Source organism: Stutzerimonas stutzeri SDM-LAC (assembly GCF_000235745.1).
Classification (GTDB): Bacteria; Pseudomonadota; Gammaproteobacteria; order Pseudomonadales; family Pseudomonadaceae; genus Stutzerimonas; species Stutzerimonas stutzeri_H.
Window position 1 is genome coordinate 18,834 of the sequence record NZ_AGSX01000114.1, and the last position, 17,488, is coordinate 36,321.

Here is a 17,488-nt window from a genome sequence, read left to right on the forward strand (position 1 = left end):
GTGGCGAGTCCAGCGCTGTTCCCCAATGTGCTGTGACCGCTCGATCCGTTCCGGCCACCAGCTCTCGAGCAATGGTGCACACCGCCACGAAGGCGATCGCCTCCTGCAAGTGCGCCACCTCTACGCGTGGCGAGCCTCGAGGGGGGCTGGACCAGGCTCGGCAGTTTCTCCTTGTGACTAGCGCTGAGCCCAGCTCTCGTCGCTGAGCTTGTGTTTGCTAGAGGTCATGCTGCATCCTGCGGCGATTACTTGACGGAAATGCCAGGAAAATACCGGTGAGCGAAACCCGGTGCAACGCGCCGAGTCGCAGGCCATCGGCCAGCCAAGGAGGTCACATTGATCATGGTCGCCAGAATCGCTCCGCTAGGCAGAATTGCCCAGACTGTACTTGCCCTTGGCTTCTTGATGGCCTCAGGGCTGGCAGTCGCGGACGAAATAAGTGAGCCCATCGGTTACATCATGAAAGTGCAGGGCGAGGCGAGCATGACCAGCCGTGGGCAGACCATCGATGCGCGGGTCGGTCAGGCTGTGATCATTGGTGCGACGCTGCGCACCGGCGCCGAGGGTTCGATGGGTGTCACCCTGAGCGACAACACGGTGATGTCCTTTGGTCCCAATAGCGAGTTCACGCTGGACGAGTACCAGTTCGAGCCAGCCCGCGAAGAGTTGAAGCTGAGCGCGCGTATCAGCCGAGGCACGCTGAATTTCATTTCCGGTGTGATTGCCAAGCTCAAGCCCGAGGCCGTCGAGCTGAAGACCCCGACCGGCACCATCGGAGTACGGGGCACGCACTTTCTGGTGAAGGTTAGCGAGTGAGGCGAATGCTGCAAAAAACGTTTGCGCTGTTGTTTTTCGCGCTGCTGATGACCGGCTGTGCGACAGGTAACTACGTCGTGCTTCTGGAAAGCCCCGATGGCACGACGGGTGCGGTGGTCATCGAAGATGCACAGGGCCAGACGCGCCTTGATCGCAAGCATCAGGGTGCCGTGATCGGTTCAAGGGGCTTCGGTTCGGGGCCGTTCAAGGTTGGCGACCTGCGTATCGCGCGTGATTTCTCCGACGCGCTGGCGGCGCAGCCAGCGCTACCACAACGCTTCCAGTTGTATTTCAAGATCGGCAGCGCCGAGCTGACCGAGAAGTCGGAGCGGGCTATCGAGGATGTATTCGAGACGATCCGCCAGCGTGGCCCTTCAGCCGTCTCGGTCATCGGCCACACCGACACGCTCAGTGGTCCACGCTGGAACGAGCAGCTAGGGCTGATACGAGCGCAAGCTGTGGCCGAGATGTTGCGAAAGCGCCATATCGACGTGATCGATCTCAGGGTCTCGTCGCACGGCGAGCGCAATTTGCTGATCAAGACACCCGACGGGGTGTCCGAACCGCGCAATCGCCGAGTCGAGGTCAGCGTCCGTTGAGACCGTTCATTTATCCGTCATCACGATGAGCTCTGCGCATTGCCCGCTGCGTAAACGCTCGAGTTGGTAATGCACCAGCGCATCGCCCCGTCTTTGAGCGGCCAGCCGTTCGAATGCGTCGAGCGCGTCTTCTTGGTCAGCTGACAGCAGCTTGTATGCCGCCTCGTACAGAGCGTCCGGTTGCGTTTCGCAAGGCTCGTAAAGGCGCAGCGGCTGCTCCTTACCCTTGAGCAATACGTTGCCGACCGGTCGCATCGGTATGCCAGGGTTGGCATCGCGGATCGCCTGCGACACGCACAGCTCGGTGCCGAAATAACGGTTCACACCTTCGATCCGCGCTGCGACATTGACCGCATCCCCAAGCGCACGGTAGTCGAACAGCGTCGAGCCACCGAAATTGCCCACGACCACCTCACCGCTGTGCACGCCAATGCGAGTCCTTCCAAGCGCAGTTCCGGCGGCGTGCTGGCCGACGGCATGTTCCCGCGTGAAAAGGCGAATCTCCAAAGCGCAGGCGAGGGCCCGTTGCTGATGATCGGGCTGCGCCAGCGGTGCGGAGAAAAGAATGGCCATACCGTCGCCCATGATGCGTTCCAGCGTTCCGTGATGGCGGAAGGCGATCTGGATGATGCCGTCCAGGTATTCATTGAGCATGCTTACCACTCGCTCCGGCGGTTGCCCCTCCATCAGCCGGGTTGAATCCGTCAGGTCAGTAAAGACGAAGCTGCAGCAGCGCCGCTCGCCGCCCAGGCGCAATTGTTCGGGGTGGCGCACCAGGTGCTCGACGAGGTTCGGTGAGATATAGCGGCAGAAGGCTTCGCGCACCCAGCGCTGCTGCTGTTCGCTGGCACGATGGCGAGCAATGCTGGCGCCAAGGTAGGCGATGGCCAGGCCCAGGCTAGGGCTGAGTGCATCGAGCAGCAGGCCATGGCGTGAATAGGCCCACCAGGCAACAAGGTTCAGCGTGACCAGCAGCCCTGCCGATACCAGGGTACCGGTCAATGCTCCGGTAGTGAGCGTGATGCCGCAGAGCAGCAGGGCGGCGAGAAGAAGCGTCAGTGCTTCGATCGGGCTGGCCCAGTAAGGGCGTTGCAGCGGCGCTCCGTACAGTGCCTGCTCGATGGCCTGTGCATGCACCTGTACCCCGGGAACCATGCCGCCAAGCGGGCTGAAACGGAGGTCCTGCAGTCCTTGCGCCGAGCTGCCGACCAGCACCACGGCGCCTTGCAGTCTGGGGTCGGCAAGTCCTTCGAACAGCTGCCATGCCGGCAAGTTCTGTGCGCTCATGTCGGCGCGATAGTGCACCCAGAGTTCACCGCGACGATTGGTTGGCAGAGCGATACGGCCGATGCTGACCTGAGCGACGTCACCACGCGAATCGGCGTCGACGCGGTAGAGCTTTTGCTCCAGAAAAACGCGTATCGCTTCGGTCGACAGTGAAGGCAGCAGGTGATCGTCTACCTTGATCATCAATGGCACGCGCCTTACCACGCCGTCCCCGTCCGGTTGGAATGTCATGGCACCGCTTCCTGCCGCGGCCGACTTCAGTTCGGGCAATGGGGTGGCGGTGCCTGCATATGTCGGAAAGGCGGGACTGGCCGCTGCGGCCGGTAGCTGGACGGCGAAGCGGCTCATGGGCGTGGAACGAGTCGGCGCACGTGTTGCGGCAAAGCCGAGAACGCTGGGCTGGCGCTTCATTGCCTCGGCAAATTGCTGGTCATGGTCAGGCAATTGCTTCAGTTGCGCTGCGAGTTCGGCTGGGAGCTGTTCGTGCAGTTGTGTCGGGGAGCTGCGGTCCGGTTCGGCGAACAGCACGTCGAACACCACAACGGCGGCGCCGGCGTCATGCAGCCGATCCAGCAGCTGTGCCATCTGGTCCCGGGGCCAAGGCCACTGACCGAGGCGCGCGAGGCTGTCCTCGTCGATGTCCAACACCAGCACCTTGGTTTCTGCCGGTGCGGGCCGTGGTTGCCAGCGTTGATACTGATCGAACAGGCTGTTGCGCAGTGTCTGCAGCAGCAGCGGTTCGGCGAGATAGAGCGCGCATGCTGCCAGCAAACCCATGCTGGCAAGCAGCACGCGCGATGCCAGACGGCCGGGTAGAGTCATCAGTCGCGCTCCCTGCAACCGGCCGACGGGCTGGCCGGATTAGTCGAGGACCAGAACGGCGTCCATTTCGACTTGAGCGCCCTTGGGCAGGGAAGCGATGCCAATGGCGGCGCGGGCGGGGTAGGGCTGTTCGAAGTAACGGCTCATGATTTCGTTGACGGTGGCAAAGTTGCCGAGGTCGGTCAGGAAGATGTTCAGCTTGACGATGTCTTTCAGCGATCCCCCAGCGGCCTCGGCGACAGCCTTGAGGTTCTCGAAAACCTGTACGGTCTGGGCTTCGAAGCCTTCCACCAGTTGCATCGTTTTCGGGTCCAGCGGGATCTGGCCGGACATGTACACGGTGCTGCCGGCCTTGATCGCCTGGGAATAGGTGCCGATGGCGGCAGGGGCATTTTCGGTATTGATGACGGTGCGGGGCATGAAAGACTCCGAATAGAAGACGAGAAAACGCGAGAGTCTGAAGGCTGAACGAATACGTGTCCTTCGTCCAGCCTTTAGCCGCCGGCGCCCTTATCGATTTTCTATGCTTTCATCCGCGTGATGCGCATGACGCCCTTGATGGCACGAAGCTTCTTGATCACGCGGGCGAGGTGGACCCGGTCGTGAACGCTGACAACCAGCTGGACTACGCTGATGCGGCCGTCGCGTTCGTCCATGCCAATCTTTTCGATGTTGCCGTCCGCGGCGTTGACGCTACCGGCCAGCAGAGCGATCAGGCCGCGCTGGTGTTCCAGCTCGACCCTCAGTTCGACATTGAACTCGCCAGTGACGTCCTTGGACCAGGACAGCTGGATGCACTTGTCCGGATTGTGGCGCACATCGGCGATATTCCGGCAGGTGTCGAGGTGCACGACCATGCCCTTGCCGGCGGATAGATGGCCAACGATGGGATCACCGGGAATCGGTGTGCAGCACTTGGCGTAGTTCAGCACTAGGCCCTCGGTGCCGCGTATGGCCAGCGGGCCTTCAGCATTCGGTGCCTGTTCACCTTCGCTGGCCAGCAGACGGCGAGCGATGACGTAGGCCATGCGATTGCCCAGGCCAATGTCTTCGAGCAGGTCTTCGATGACGTCCATGTGGTACTCGTTGAGTACCGTGCGGATTCGCTCCTGGGAAATGCTTTCCAGGCTGGTTTCGAAACCGGTCAATGCCTTGTTCAGCAGGCGTTCACCGAGGTTGATCGATTCCGAGCGGCGTTGCAGTTTCAGTGCATGGCGGATGTGCGTCCGCGCCTTGCCGGTGACGACGAAATTCAGCCAGGCCGGGTTTGGGCGCGCGCCCGGTGCGGTGACGATCTCCACCGTGCAACCACTTTCCAGCGCCTGGGACAGTGGAGCCAGGCGCCGATTGACGCGGCAGGCAATGCAGGTGTTGCCGACGTCGGTATGCACTGCATAGGCGAAGTCCACCGCGGTGGACCCTTTTGGCAGCTCCATGATGCTGCCCTTGGGCGTAAAGACATAGACCTCATCGGGGAATAGGTCGATCTTCACGCTCTCGATGAATTCCAGCGAATTGCCGGCGCGCTCCTGCAGTTCCAGTACGCCCTTGACCCACTGACGCGCGCGGGCGTGCGTGCCCTTGGGCGTCTCATCGTCGTTCGATTTGTACAGCCAGTGCGCGGCAATGCCGTTGTTGGCCATCTCTTCCATTTCGCGGGTACGAATCTGGATCTCGATGGGTACGCCGTGCATGCCGAACAGCGTGGTATGCAGTGACTGGTAGCCGTTCGCCTTGGGGATCGCGATGTAATCCTTGAAGCGGCCGGGAAGGGGCTTGTACAGGCTGTGCACCGCGCCCAGTACGCGATAGCAGGTGTCCACCTTGTCGACCACGATGCGGAAGGCGTAGACGTCCATGATCTCGTTGAACGCCTTGCGCTTGCCACGCATCTTCTTGTAGATGCTGTACAGATGCTTTTCGCGGCCGACAACTTCGCCTTCCAGGCCGTCGCGTTCAAGGCAATGGATCAACGACTGCTCGATCTTGTCGACGATCTCGTTGCGATTGCCCCGCGCGCGACGTACCGCGGCGCGGATGCGCTCCGAGCGCATCGGGTGCATGGCCTTGAAGCCGAGATCCTCGAATTCCACGCGCATGGCGTGCATGCCCAGCCGGTTGGCGATGGGCGCGTAGATTTCCAGGGTTTCCTTGGCGATGCGGCGGCGCTTTTCACCGGCGAGCACTTCAAGCGTGCGCATGTTGTGCAGGCGGTCGGCGAGCTTGACCAGGATGACGCGGATGTCGCGCGCCATGGCCATGGCCATCTTCTGGAAGTTCTCGGCCTGGGCTTCGGCCTTGGTCTCGAACTTCATCTGGGTGAGCTTGCTGACACCGTCGACGAGCTCGGCCACGGTCTCGCCGAACTGCGCAGTCAGGGCCTCCTTGGCAATGCCGGTGTCCTCGATGACGTCATGCAGCATCGCGGCCATCAGGCTCTGATGGTCCATGTGCATGTCGGCGAGGATGTTGGCTACCGCGAGGGGGTGGGTGACGTAAGCTTCACCGCTGCGCCGGCGCTGACCATCATGGGCCTGCTCGGCGTAAAAATAGGCTCGGCGCACCAGGTTGACCTGGTCTGCGCCGAGGTAGGTCGACAGGCGATCAGCAAGAGCGTCTATGGCTGGCAAGGGATTGCTCCTTGCCGGCAGGGCGCTGTGTTTGCGGTTCGACTTCGACCTGGCATTTATTCAGAGGGCCTCGTTGGGCTCTTCCTCGTACTGAACGAACAGCGGCTCGTCGTCGACGATGTCGTCTTGGGCGATAACCTCGTAATCCACCAGGCCGGAGGCGATTTCACGCAGCGCCACCACGGTCGGCTTGTCATTTTCCCAGGCTACCTTGGGCTCTTTGCCGCCAGTAGCGAGCTGACGCGAGCGCTTGGTGGCGAGCATGACCAGCTCGAAGCGGTTATCTACGTTGTCCAGGCAATCTTCAACGGTAACGCGGGCCATGGTGTTCCTCATCAATAGCGGTAAAGCATGCCCGAATGGGCGAGCGGACGGGATAGTCTAAAAAATCACCAGCCAATAGGGAAGCGGTAAAACGCTGCCCGCCGCCGTGGCGGCCCTTTAGCGGACCAAGGGGGCACCCGCAGCTGCGACTCGGTTAGTCGCGCCGCCCTGATTTCAGGCCAGCAATTGCTGGAGCAAGCTACTGAAGCGTTGCTGTTGAGCGGTCTGTAAGAGCTGGTTGGCGCGGAAAATCGCTTGCAAGTCGATCAGCGCGTGGGCGAAGTCATCGTTGATCACCAAGTAATCATACTCAACGTAGTGGGCCATCTCGCTGACGGCTTCACGCATGCGTTTGTCAATGACTTCGTCGCTGTCCTGCCCGCGGTTCGTCAGGCGTTGCCGCAGTGCTTCCTGAGTGGGTGGGAGGATGAAAATCGATTTGGCTTGCGGCATCAGGCGACGAACCTGCTGCGCGCCCTGCCAGTCGATTTCCAGAATCAGGTCGTAACCTTCATCCAGGGTCTGTTCGACCCAGCGCTGGGACGTTCCGTACAGATTGCCGAAAACCTCAGCATGTTCGAGGAATTCATTGTGCGTGTGCCGCTCCAGAAACTCTTCACGGCTGACGAAGTGATAGTTGACACCATCCACCTCGCCTGGGCGCATCGGTCGGGTCGTGTGCGAAACCGAGACACGAACCTGTGGCTGCGCATCGAGCAGTGCCTTGACCAGGCTGGTCTTGCCGGCCCCGGAAGGCGCGGAAACGATGTAGAGCGTACCGGTGGAGGCTGCCATTGGATTCTCTTTGCGGATTGCTGATGTGGACAAACGAACTTGGGCCTCTGACGCCCGAGTCTGCGGTTATTCGATGTTCTGGACCTGCTCGCGCATCTGCTCGATAAGGACCTTGAGATTGACCGCTGCCTGGGTGCTGCGCGTGTCGAATGCCTTGGAGCCCAGTGTGTTCGCTTCGCGGTTGAGTTCCTGCATGAGGAAATCCAGACGGCGTCCGGCTGCCCCGCCGGACTTCAATACCCGGCGCACCTCGGTGACATGGGTGCCGAGACGATCGAGCTCTTCGGCTACATCGCTCTTCTGCGCCAGCATCACGAGTTCCTGCTCGAGGCGCTGAGGGTCCAGTTCGGTGCGCATCTCCGCGCAGCGGTCGAGGAGCTTTTGGCGCTGAGCGGCGAGCATCTGTGGAACCTGGCTGCGGAGCGTGGCGGTTTCATTGCCGATAGCGTCGAGGCGTTCGTTGATCAAGCGGGCAAGCTCTTCACCTTCGCGTAGGCGACCGGCCCTCATCTGTTCCAGCGTCTGATGAAACAACTGCAGAGCCGTGCTATTTAGCGCCTGCGGGTCTGCCGAGTCGCCCACTAGGACGCCGGGCCAGGCGAGGATCTCCAGCGGGTTGAGCGCTGCGGGCTGCTTGATCAAGGCCGCAACGCTTTCAGCCGCGCTGATCAGCTGGCGGGCCCGCTCCTGGTCGACTTGCATCGAGCGACCAGCGGCATCTTCAGCGAAGCGCAGAGTACATTCGACCTTCCCGCGCGAGAGGCCTTTGCGCAACGCCTCGCGGACCGCACCTTCGAGATCGCGAAACGCCTCGGGCAAACGCAGGTGCGGTTCGAGATAGCGATGGTTGACCGAGCGGATCTCCCAGCTGAGGGTGCCGTGCTCGCCGGCCTGCTCGGCGCGGGCGAAAGCGGTCATGCTGTAAATCATGGGGGACCTCCCGGTGCGGTGACGAAAGGCGGAGGATTGTAAATGAAAACGCGGGCAGTGACGTCGGTGCCTCGTCGACCGGGATTTAAGGCCGCTCGGCCTTTGAGCGATTCGTTGCAGCATGGTTTGGACTCGGCTGGCTCGACGGTGGCCCTTAGGGTGGGTCACGCCTTTATAATGGCCGTCACTCATTCAGATCAGGATATGTCCCAATGAAGCGTCCCAGTGGCCGCGCCGCCGACCAGCTGCGTTCGATCCGCATCACTCGCAACTACACCAAGCACGCTGAGGGCTCGGTGCTGGTTGAGTTCGGCGACACCAAGGTGATCTGCACCGCCAGCATCGAGAATGGCGTGCCCCGATTCCTCAAAGGGCAGGGGCAGGGCTGGCTGACTGCAGAGTACGGCATGCTCCCGCGCGCCACTGGCGAACGTAACCAGCGTGAAGCCAGTCGGGGCAAGCAGGGCGGACGCACGCTGGAAATTCAGCGGCTCATCGGTCGGTCGCTGCGTGCAGCGCTGGACATGAGCAAGCTCGGCGAGAACACCATCTATATCGATTGCGATGTGATTCAGGCCGATGGCGGTACGCGTACTGCTTCGATCACCGGTGCGATGGTTGCCCTGGTCGATGCGTTGAAGTTGCTGAAAAAGCGCGGCGGGCTCAAGGGTGGTGATCCGCTCAAGCAGATGGTTGCGGCCGTATCGGTAGGCATCTACCAGGGCGAACCAGTCCTCGACCTTGATTATCTGGAGGATTCGGCGGCCGAAACGGACCTTAACGTGGTGATGACCAGTGCCGGCGGCTTTATCGAAATCCAGGGTACGGCTGAGGGTGCGCCTTTCCAGCCGGAAGAGCTGAACGCGATGTTGGCGTTGGCGCAAAGCGGTATGCAGGAGCTGTTTGCCCTGCAACTTGCTGCGCTGGCTGACTAGGGAACAGAGGAGAACGTCATGTCTGATCAAGAGCTGGTTCCGCAGCCCTCTGCGCAAGCGCGGCAGTGGGCCATGTTCTGTCATTACTCGGCGTTCTTCTGGTTTCTGGTGCCGATGATTGGCAACGTGCTGGGCCCGTTGATCGTCTGGCAATTGAAGAAGGATATGGATCCCTTCGTCGATCAGCAGGGCAAGGAAGCGCTTAACTTCCAGATCACCTTCAGCATTCTGTTGATGATCTGCGGAGTGCTTGCCTGGATTCTGATCGGCTTTCCGTTGATGGTGCTGATCAGCGTGGTGGCGTTGGTGCTGGTGGTGATCGCCGGAATCCGCGCCAACGAGGGTAAGCCTTATCGTTACCCGTTTTGCTGGCGGATCGTGAAATAGCGCCCAGGTTGACCCGCAAGAGCGCGCCTGTGCTGGGCGTGTTCTTTCGGCTGTTAGAGGCTTAGCGTCCAGTCGTAATCCACGACCAGCGGCGCATGTTGGGAGAAGCGTGGCTGGCGCGGCAAACGGGCGTTGCGGACGAAGCGACGCATGCCGGATGTGAGGATCTGGTAGTCGAAGCGCCAACCCAGATTGAGCATCTGAGCTTGTTCAGTCTCGGGCCACCAGCTGTACAGATCGCCCTCGCGCGTGACTTCGCGCATGGCATCGATGTAGCCCATGTTGCCAAAGATCTCATCCAGCCAGGCGCGTTCGGGCGCCAGAAAGCCGGTCGCCTGCTGGCAATCGCGCCAGTTCTTGACATCCAGCTTCTGGTGCGCGACGTGCAACGAGCCGCAATAGATGTACTCACGACGCTTGCGGCGCTGCTTGTCGAGGTAATGGGCGAAATCGTCCATGAACTTGAATTTCTGGTTCAGGTCTTCGTCCCCGCCCCGGCCGGTTGGCAAAAGCAGCGAGGCGATGCTGACCTTGTCGAAGTCCGCTTGCAGATAACGGCCGTAGCGGTCGGCAGTCTCAAATCCAAGGCCCATGATGACAGCCTTTGGCTGCAGCCTGGAGTACAGCGCGACGCCGCCCTGTTCAGGGATTTCGGCATCGACGGTATAGAGAAAATATCCGTCGAGTTGGTAGGCGGGATCGTCGAGTTCTACTACGGAAGCGCGGGTATCCTGCAGGCAGATGACATCGGCATTCTGCGCTTGCAACCAGCTGAGTAATCCTCGCTGCGCCGCCGCTTGAATGCCATTCACGTTGACGCTGATGATCCGCATAAATGGCCCCTAAAAACACGTGCGTGTATGATAACCCAAGCTCTTTGCAATTAGCTAAATCAGTGTCTTCCGGGAATATTCTTCATGCAGGCGTACCAGCGCGAATTCATTCGCTTCGCCATCGAGCGCGGGGTTCTGCGCTTCGGTGAGTTCACTCTGAAGTCCGGGCGCACCAGCCCCTACTTCTTCAATGCCGGGTTGTTCAACAGTGGCGCGGCGCTGGCACAGTTGGGGCGCTTCTATGCGGCAGCGATTGCCGAGAGCGGCATCGATTTCGACGTGATCTTCGGCCCAGCCTATAAGGGCATTCCGCTGGCAGCAGCGACGGCAATCTCGCTGGCTGAGCATCACCAGCGTGACCTGCCCTGGTGCTTTAACCGCAAGGAAGCCAAGGACCATGGCGAAGGCGGCACATTGGTCGGTGCGCCGCTCAGTGGCCGCGTGCTGATCGTCGATGACGTGATTACTGCTGGGACTGCGATTCGTGAAGTCATGCAGATCATCCAGGCGCAGGGGGCACAAGCCGCCGGCGTGCTGATCGCGCTGAATCGGCAGGAGCGAGGTCAGGGCCAGCTGTCGGCTATTCAGGAAGTGGAGCAGGACTACGGAATGCCCGTGGTCAGCATTGTTTCACTCGCTCAGGTGCTGGAGTTTCTAGGGCAGGATGACCAGCTCAAGCGCTATTTGCCGGCAGTCGAGGCCTATCGGGATCAATACGGCATCTGAGGCTGCGCTGCTGAATTTGGGCGCCGCAAACATCGGCATTGTTCAAGTCGGAGCGATTTGCACTTTGTCAGCAATTGACCAATTACGTCCATATAGCCGGTATTTCGCTGTCATCGTGCGTTGGCTTTGGCCTGCCGGTTCGATCAAGCCAGCCGGTAGGCTCTGTGCATCTCCGGTCTGACTCTTCTGATCTGGGCTGCTGCGAGTAAGTAGCAGGCCAGTCTCAGGCCAGGCGGTGCGGGCACAGTTGGTGCGCTTATTGCTGCGCAACTGTGACGGGGTTTGTATAAGCTGGAACCCTTCGGGCATTAAGAACAATCAGGCATTACGTGTAGCAGTGCCGATAGCACCGGGTACGGAAGAGGCAGGAGTATGCGAAATTGGACGCGCGTGGTGTTGCTGCTGGGCTTGCTGGGGGTAACGGCAGCGCAAGCCGAGCTGTATCGCTATGTTGACGACAAGGGTGTAGTGGTCCTTGATCGGCATGGGGTGCCGCCGCAGTTTATCGGTCGCGGCTACGAGGTTCTGAATGACCAGGGGCGTGTAACGCAGGTCATACCTCCGGCACCTACCGCACAAGAGCGTCAGCGTATTCAGGAGGCTAAAGTCCGCGCTGAGACCGACGCCCAATTGCTGCGGCTGTATGCCAGTGTCGCTGATGTCGAGCGCGCCAAGGCGCGCAGGCTTTCAGAGCTCGACAGCGTTATCGGTATCACCCGCGGCAACCTCCAATCACTGCGGACGCAGCAGGCGAATCTCCAGAGCCAGGCGGCCAACCATGAACGTGCTGGGCGCAAAGTACCCGAGCAGCTACTCGTACAGATCGACAATCTCGCCAAGGAACAGGCCAGCCTGAAGCGGGACGTCGAACGCTACAGGCAAACCCGCAAGCAGGCCGAAGCCAGCTACGGCCAGGAGCGTGAGCGTGTAGCCGAGTTGCTCGGCCAGTCGAATTAGCGGGATTTAGAACCGGACGAAAAAAAGCCCGGCTTTTCATCCGAGAAGCCGGGCTTTTTCAAGACTGTTTCACTGCGGCGCTGGGGCCTTCCGGTTGGTGATCAGCGTACCGACGCCAATGTCGGTGAAGATCTCCAGCAACACCGCATTGGGAACGCGGCCATCGATGATGTGCGCGCTGTGGACGCCGCCTTGTACCGCCTCCAATGCACAGCGAATCTTTGGCAGCATCCCGCCGTAGATGGTGCCGTCGGCGATCAAATCGTCGACCTGTGCGGTGGTCAGCCCGGTCAGCACCAGGCCCTGCTTGTCCATCAGGCCGGCGATGTTAGTCAGCAACATCAGCTTTTCCGACTTCAGCGCTTCGGCAACCTTGCCAGCGACCAGGTCGGCGTTGATGTTGTAGGACTCGCCGTCCGGGCCAACGCCGATCGGTGCAATAACCGGGATGAAGTTGCCGCGAACCAGCATTTCCAGAAGCTCGGTATTTACCCCGGTGACTTCGCCAACCTGGCCAATGTCGATGATCTCCGGCGAGGTCATTTCCGGCGTCTGACGTGTGGCCTTGAGCTTTTTCGCACGGATCAGTTTGGCATCTTTGCCGGTCAGGCCGATGGCTGCGCCGCCGTGCTGGTTGATCAGGCTCACGATGCTTTTGTTGACCTGGCCGCCGAGCACCATTTCAACCACGTCCATGGTCTGGCTGTCGGTGACCCGCATGCCGTCGATGAACTGGCTTTCGATGTTCAGGCGCTTGAGCAGGTCGCCGATCTGCGGCCCGCCGCCATGCACAACCACCGGGTTGATGCCGACTGCTTTCATCAGCACGATATCGCGTGCGAAGCCGGTTTTCAGCTCCTCGCTTTCCATCGCGTTGCCGCCGTACTTGATGACCAGCGTCTTGCCGACGAAACGGCGGATATAGGGCAGCGCTTCGGACAGAACCTGAGCGAATTGGGTGGCAGCTTCACGGCTGAGGGTCATGCAGGGCTCCGCAAGTCAGAACGGCAGGGTGAGATCAGGCGCGACAGTATAAAGCTGCGCGCGGAAGACTTCCTGTATGCGCTCGAGCTCGTCCGTGGTTTCGGCTTCGAAACGCAGCACCAGTACCGGAGTGGTGTTCGAGGCGCGAACCAGGCCCCAGCCTTTCGGGTAGTCGACGCGCACACCGTCGAGCGTGGTGACGTTCGCCTCGCCCCAATGCGCATCGCGATGCAGCGCTTCGATGATGCTGAACTTGCTTTCCTCGGTGACCTGGATATTGATTTCGGGGGTCGAGATATCGTTCGGGAAAGCCGAGAATACCTGCTCCGCGTTGCGCTTGTCCTGACTGAGGATCTCCAGCAGGCGCACGGCACTGTAGATGCCGTCATCGAAACCGTACCAGCGCTCTTTGAAGAAAATGTGGCCACTCATCTCGCCCGCTAGCAGCGCGCCGGTTTCTTTCATTTTCTTTTTGATCAACGAGTGCCCGGTCTTCCACATGACCGGACGACCGCCGTAGCCGCTGATCAACGGTGTCAGGCGTCGTGTGCATTTGACGTCGAAGATGATATCGGCGCCAGGGTTACGCGCCACGACATCTTTGGCGAAAAGCATCAGCAGGCGGTCTGGGAAAACCACGCTGCCGGCATTGGTCACCACGCCCACGCGGTCACCGTCGCCGTCGAACGCCAGGCCCAGGTCGGCATTTTCGGACTTCACTTTGGCGATCAGGTCTTCGAGGTTTTCCAGCTTGCCCGGATCTGGGTGATGGTTGGGAAAGTTGCCGTCCACGTCGCAGAACAGCGGAATGACCTTGCAGCCCAGGGCTTCGATCAGTTGCGGCGCGATCACGCCGGCGACGCCGTTGCCGCAATCGACCACCACCTTCATCGGCTTGGCCACGGCGATATCGTCGCGGATTCGCTTGAGGTAGCTTTCCAGTACGTCGACCTGTTCGGCCTGGCCAACGCCTTCGCTGAGATTGCCGGTTTCGATGCGCTGGCGTAGCGCCTGGATCTGCTCGTTGGCGAGGGTGTCGCCCGCGATGACGATCTTGAAGCCGTTGTAGTCCGGCGGGTTGTGGCTGCCAGTGAGCATCACGCCGGATTTGCCGGCCAGCACGTTGGCGGCGTAGTAAAGCACCGGGGTCGGCACCATGCCGACGTCGCTGACGTTGCAGCCGCTGTCTACCAGGCCCTGGATAAGATGCTGGACCAATTCGGGGCCGGACAGACGCCCGTCGCGGCCAACCGACACGTTTGGTTCACCCTGGGCCAGGCTCTCGGAGCCCACTGCCCGGCCAATCCAGTAAGCAGTTTCGGTAGTCAGGCTGTCGCCGACTACGCCACGGATATCGTAGGCGCGGAAGATGCTCGCGGGCAGTTGCGGGGCTTTAGGGGCGCTCATTGCGGTTTCTCGCTCCTTGGTATCGAGGCCAAGCCAGTCCTGGTCCTCGTCGAGAATATCGATGTCGAGAATGTCGGTGTCCTGGAAAAGAGGGTCGACATAATCGGTAGATGGGGCTTGCCGAACTGCAGGCTGAATTGCAGCCGGGGCCTTGGTCGATGCCATTCCGGCGGTGCGAAGCGGCAGTCGGACCAGACTCTTAGCCAGCGCATCAAGCGCCGGCAGGCTCAAAGTCGGTGTTTTGATGGTCTTGCCGTTAGAGAGTTCCTGAACCATTTGACCCAGATGCAAGACATCTTCTCGGAGCCTGCGTTGCTGTGTGCTGAGCACCGCCTGTAGGCCGAGCAGCAGGCCGCAGAACGCCGCCAGCGCCGCCGCCAGCACCAGTAGGGGTGAAAGGCTCGCGGCGCCAAGCTCTGATGCCGGTAAGAAACTGATCTTCCAGTTCGGGTTGCTACTCGGCAGGTCTATTGCTGCCCCATCCAGGCCGGCTCCGCCACGCTGGGCCAACACCTGTGTTGGGGCGGCGCTGAATTGCTGCGTCAGTCGCAGTTGCCCGGCTTCGGCTGGCAGTTGCGGCAGGGTGGCCAGAAAGCGTTCCAGACTGGTTACCAGCAGCAGAGTGCCGCGTACCGGCTGATCGGCTTCCGGGCGCAACGCCGCAGCGCTGTAGAGCAGCCAGCGTGTGCCAAACTTGAATGCTTCGGTTGCCGGCGTTTGCCCATTCTCGGCGCGCTGCAACATGTCCAGTGCGGCAAAATTCAGCGGTCCGGGTCGGCTGGCATCCGTTCGCGCCTGGCCGCGCAGGCTGATGTGCGCATCGATGACACCGTCCCGGTAGCCGAGCTCACGTTCAACGGCGCGTATCTGCTGCGGCTGGTCGCTGCGCAGTGCTTCGAGCAATTGCGGATCGCTGGCGGCGGCGCGCGTGTCTTCGGCCAGTTGGCGGAGGGCCTGATTGATCGCCGAAGCCTGGCTCTGGCCCCATGCCTGGGCGAGTGCATTGGCGTGCTGCTGCTGACTGCCCTGCTGAGCGACCCAAAGCAGCCCACCGGCGACCACGAGCCCCAGCAACCCCGGGATCAATCCAGGTGTGAGCGTTTTCAGTCCAGCGCTACGGCGTGGGCGGGGCGGGGCGGTATCGGCAGGGTTGAGAACGGTGTCGTCCTTGGCGGTGCGCTTGAAGAGTTTCATGGAGCTCCTCGGTTCGTCCTGAAAAAGGCGAGAAATATCTCAGTGACTGCCCGAATGGCCGAAGCCGCCGGCGCCGCGGTCGCTGCTGTCGAATTCGCTCACCAGTTCGAACTGCGCCTGGATCACCGGGACCAGCATCAGCTGCGCGATGCGCTCGCCTACTGCGATGTTGAAGCTGGTCTGGCCGCGGTTCCAGCAGGAGACCATCAGTTCGCCCTGGTAGTCGGAGTCGATCAGGCCGACAAGGTTGCCCAGCACGATGCCATGCTTGTGGCCCAGGCCAGAGCGCGGCAGGACCAGTGCCGCGAGGCTCGGATCGGCAATATGAATGGACAGACCGGTAGGGATCAGCAAGGTCTGCCCTGGCTCCAGTGTGGTATCGGCTGGCAGCATGGCGCGCAGGTCGAGCCCGGCGGAGCCGCTGGTGGCGTACTCGGGTAGCGGGAAATCCGTGCCAAGACGGGGGTCGAGAATTTTCGCTTGAAGTTTGTGCATGGTCAGGCCTGGTGGTAACGGTCGGCGATAAAGGCGATTAGCTGGCGAGCGATGTGCCCCTTGCTGGCTTGGCTGAAGCGGGTTTCGTGTTGTTGGCGGTCAATCACGGTGACGGCGTTTTCTTCGCTGTTGAAGCCGATGCTCGGGTTAGCGACGTCGTTGGCCACGATCAGGTCGAGGTTCTTGTCACGCAGCTTGCGCGTGGCGTACTCCAGCAGGTTTTCCGTTTCGGCCGCAAAGCCGACGCTGAATGGACGATCCGTCCGCCCGGCCAGCGTGGCGAGGATGTCGGGGTTGCGGACCATCTGCAATAGCATGCCGTCCCCACTGGCGGGGTCTTTCTTCAGCTTGTGCGGCGCGACCACTTCGGGTCGGTAATCGGCGACCGCTGCGGCGGCAATGAACAGATCGCACGGCATTGCCGCTTCGCACGCGGCGAGCATGTCTCGTGCGCTGACCACATCGATGCGCTGAACGCGGTCGGGTGTCGGCAGGAACACCGGCCCGGCCACCAGCGTCACGCGGGCTCCGGCTTCGGCGGCCGCTTCAGCCAGGGCGAACCCCATCTTCCCGGAGCTGTGATTGGTGATGTAGCGCACCGGATCGATGTTTTCCTGAGTCGGGCCGGCAGTGATCAAAAGATGCTTTCCGGTCAGCAGACTGCGTTCGAAGCAGTCAGCCGCGGCCTGCGCCAGATCATCCGCTTCGAGCATGCGGCCGAGGCCGACATCACCGCAGGCCTGGCTGCCGGATGCCGGGCCGAACAGGCGGATCCCACGCTGCTCCAGCAGAGCGCGGTTGGCTTGGGTGGCGGGATCGGCCCACATGGCCTGATTCATTGCGGGCGCCAGGGCTACCGGTGCGTTGGTCGCGAGCACGAGCGTGGTCAACAGGTCATTGGCGACACCCTGAGCCAGACGCGCCATCAAGTCGGCCGTAGCGGGCGCCACCAGGACCAGATCGGCCCAGCGCGCCAGCTCGATATGCCCCATGGCTGCCTCGGCAGCAGGGTCGAGCAAATCCATGTGTACAGGGTGGCCGGACAGGGCCTGGAGGGTTAGCGGCGTAATGAATTCACGGCCGCCGCTGGTCATTACGACGCGCACTTCGGCGCCCTGGTCGCGGAGCCGGCGCACCAGCTCCGCGCTCTTGTAGGCAGCGATGCCGCCGCCGACGCCCAGGACGATGCGTTTACGATAAAGCCGCTGCATAGGCCTGCCTTGTTACGGGGTGAGAACTGGTTCCGGCGAGGGCCGGCTGCCGTGGATAAAAGGCCGCTAAGATAGCACAGCGCCCTCAGAGGACGAGGGACGCGCTCGACATGGAGGTGACATGAGCATTCGTGACTGGCCGGGCGCGGGGGGGGC

The 17,488-nt window shown here is 61.3% G+C and carries 17 protein-coding genes; 6 read left to right on the plus strand and 11 right to left on the minus strand.

Annotation, left to right across the window (positions count from 1 at the left end; translation table 11 throughout):
• The first annotated feature begins 342 nt into the window (after window positions 1–342).
• Both PSTU_RS0111625 and PSTU_RS0111630 read left to right on the plus strand, forming a co-directional pair.
• Window positions 343–816, plus strand: coding sequence for a FecR domain-containing protein (locus tag PSTU_RS0111625; protein ID WP_237709863.1), 474 nt, complete (start codon window positions 343–345; stop codon window positions 814–816).
• 5 nt (window positions 817–821) lie between these two features.
• Window positions 822–1,415: an OmpA family protein gene (locus tag PSTU_RS0111630; protein WP_019341200.1), complete on the plus strand. Its 594-nt coding sequence runs from the start codon at window positions 822–824 to the stop codon at window positions 1,413–1,415.
• Window positions 1,416–1,421: 6 nt separating this feature from the next.
• On the opposite strand, the gene PSTU_RS0111635 is transcribed toward PSTU_RS0111630, so the two are convergent.
• The 6 genes from PSTU_RS0111635 to PSTU_RS0111660 all read right to left on the minus strand — a co-directional run bounded on the left by PSTU_RS0111635 (window position 1,422) and on the right by PSTU_RS0111660 (window position 8,203).
• Complete coding sequence (locus PSTU_RS0111635) at window positions 1,422–3,524, minus strand: CHASE2 domain-containing protein (protein WP_019341201.1); 2,103 nt, start codon at window positions 3,522–3,524, stop codon at window positions 1,422–1,424.
• A gap of 39 nt (window positions 3,525–3,563) precedes the next feature.
• The gene (locus PSTU_RS0111640) at window positions 3,564–3,944 is read right to left on the minus strand and encodes a RidA family protein (protein ID WP_019341202.1); all 381 of its coding nucleotides are present in this window, start codon (window positions 3,942–3,944) and stop codon (window positions 3,564–3,566) included.
• Between the two features lie 101 nt (window positions 3,945–4,045).
• Window positions 4,046–6,154 carry a bifunctional GTP diphosphokinase/guanosine-3',5'-bis pyrophosphate 3'-pyrophosphohydrolase gene (gene spoT / locus PSTU_RS0111645; protein WP_019341203.1) on the minus strand — a complete coding sequence of 703 codons (2,109 nt, stop codon included), beginning with the start codon at window positions 6,152–6,154 and terminating at the stop codon, window positions 4,046–4,048.
• A gap of 60 nt (window positions 6,155–6,214) precedes the next feature.
• Window positions 6,215–6,478 carry a DNA-directed RNA polymerase subunit omega gene (gene rpoZ, locus PSTU_RS0111650; RefSeq protein WP_019341204.1) on the minus strand — a complete coding sequence of 88 codons (264 nt, stop codon included), beginning with the start codon at window positions 6,476–6,478 and terminating at the stop codon, window positions 6,215–6,217.
• A 174-nt stretch (window positions 6,479–6,652) separates the two neighbouring features.
• Window positions 6,653–7,273 carry a guanylate kinase gene (gmk, locus tag PSTU_RS0111655; protein ID WP_019341205.1) on the minus strand — a complete coding sequence of 207 codons (621 nt, stop codon included), beginning with the start codon at window positions 7,271–7,273 and terminating at the stop codon, window positions 6,653–6,655.
• A 66-nt stretch (window positions 7,274–7,339) separates the two neighbouring features.
• Window positions 7,340–8,203, minus strand: coding sequence for a YicC/YloC family endoribonuclease (locus PSTU_RS0111660; RefSeq protein ID WP_019341206.1), 864 nt, complete (start codon window positions 8,201–8,203; stop codon window positions 7,340–7,342).
• A 212-nt stretch (window positions 8,204–8,415) separates the two neighbouring features.
• Between PSTU_RS0111660 and rph the strand changes: the two genes are divergently transcribed.
• Both rph and PSTU_RS0111670 read left to right on the plus strand, forming a co-directional pair.
• A complete protein-coding gene (gene rph, locus PSTU_RS0111665; protein WP_019341207.1) occupies window positions 8,416–9,138 on the plus strand; it encodes a ribonuclease PH in 723 nt (240 codons plus the stop codon).
• Window positions 9,139–9,156: 18 nt separating this feature from the next.
• Window positions 9,157–9,525: a DUF4870 domain-containing protein gene (locus PSTU_RS0111670; protein WP_019341208.1), complete on the plus strand. Its 369-nt coding sequence runs from the start codon at window positions 9,157–9,159 to the stop codon at window positions 9,523–9,525.
• A 53-nt stretch (window positions 9,526–9,578) separates the two neighbouring features.
• On the opposite strand, the gene PSTU_RS0111675 is transcribed toward PSTU_RS0111670, so the two are convergent.
• Window positions 9,579–10,358 (minus strand): exodeoxyribonuclease III, encoded by a 780-nt coding sequence (locus PSTU_RS0111675; RefSeq protein ID WP_019341209.1) that lies wholly within the window; start codon window positions 10,356–10,358, stop codon window positions 9,579–9,581.
• Window positions 10,359–10,442: 84 nt separating this feature from the next.
• Between PSTU_RS0111675 and pyrE the strand changes: the two genes are divergently transcribed.
• Entirely contained in the window at window positions 10,443–11,084 is a 642-nt protein-coding gene (pyrE, locus tag PSTU_RS0111680; protein WP_019341210.1) for an orotate phosphoribosyltransferase, read from the plus strand.
• A 372-nt stretch (window positions 11,085–11,456) separates the two neighbouring features.
• Entirely contained in the window at window positions 11,457–12,041 is a 585-nt protein-coding gene (locus tag PSTU_RS0111685) for a DUF4124 domain-containing protein (RefSeq protein WP_019341211.1), read from the plus strand.
• Window positions 12,042–12,110: 69 nt separating this feature from the next.
• Here PSTU_RS0111685 and argB read toward each other — a convergent pair whose 3' ends face one another.
• The 4 genes from argB to coaBC form a co-directional block, all read right to left on the minus strand.
• A complete protein-coding gene (gene argB, locus PSTU_RS0111690) occupies window positions 12,111–13,025 on the minus strand; it encodes an acetylglutamate kinase (RefSeq protein WP_019341212.1) in 915 nt (304 codons plus the stop codon).
• Between the two features lie 15 nt (window positions 13,026–13,040).
• A complete protein-coding gene (algC, locus tag PSTU_RS21910; protein ID WP_202799406.1) occupies window positions 13,041–14,432 on the minus strand; it encodes a phosphomannomutase/phosphoglucomutase in 1,392 nt (463 codons plus the stop codon).
• 1,233 nt (window positions 14,433–15,665) lie between these two features.
• On the minus strand, window positions 15,666–16,121 hold the full coding sequence (gene dut, locus PSTU_RS0111700; protein ID WP_019341214.1) for a dUTP diphosphatase: 456 nt from the start codon (window positions 16,119–16,121) through the stop codon (window positions 15,666–15,668).
• 2 nt (window positions 16,122–16,123) lie between these two features.
• Complete coding sequence (coaBC, locus tag PSTU_RS0111705) at window positions 16,124–17,332, minus strand: bifunctional phosphopantothenoylcysteine decarboxylase/phosphopantothenate--cysteine ligase CoaBC (RefSeq protein WP_019341215.1); 1,209 nt, start codon at window positions 17,330–17,332, stop codon at window positions 16,124–16,126.
• Window positions 17,333–17,488: the final 156 nt, after the last annotated feature.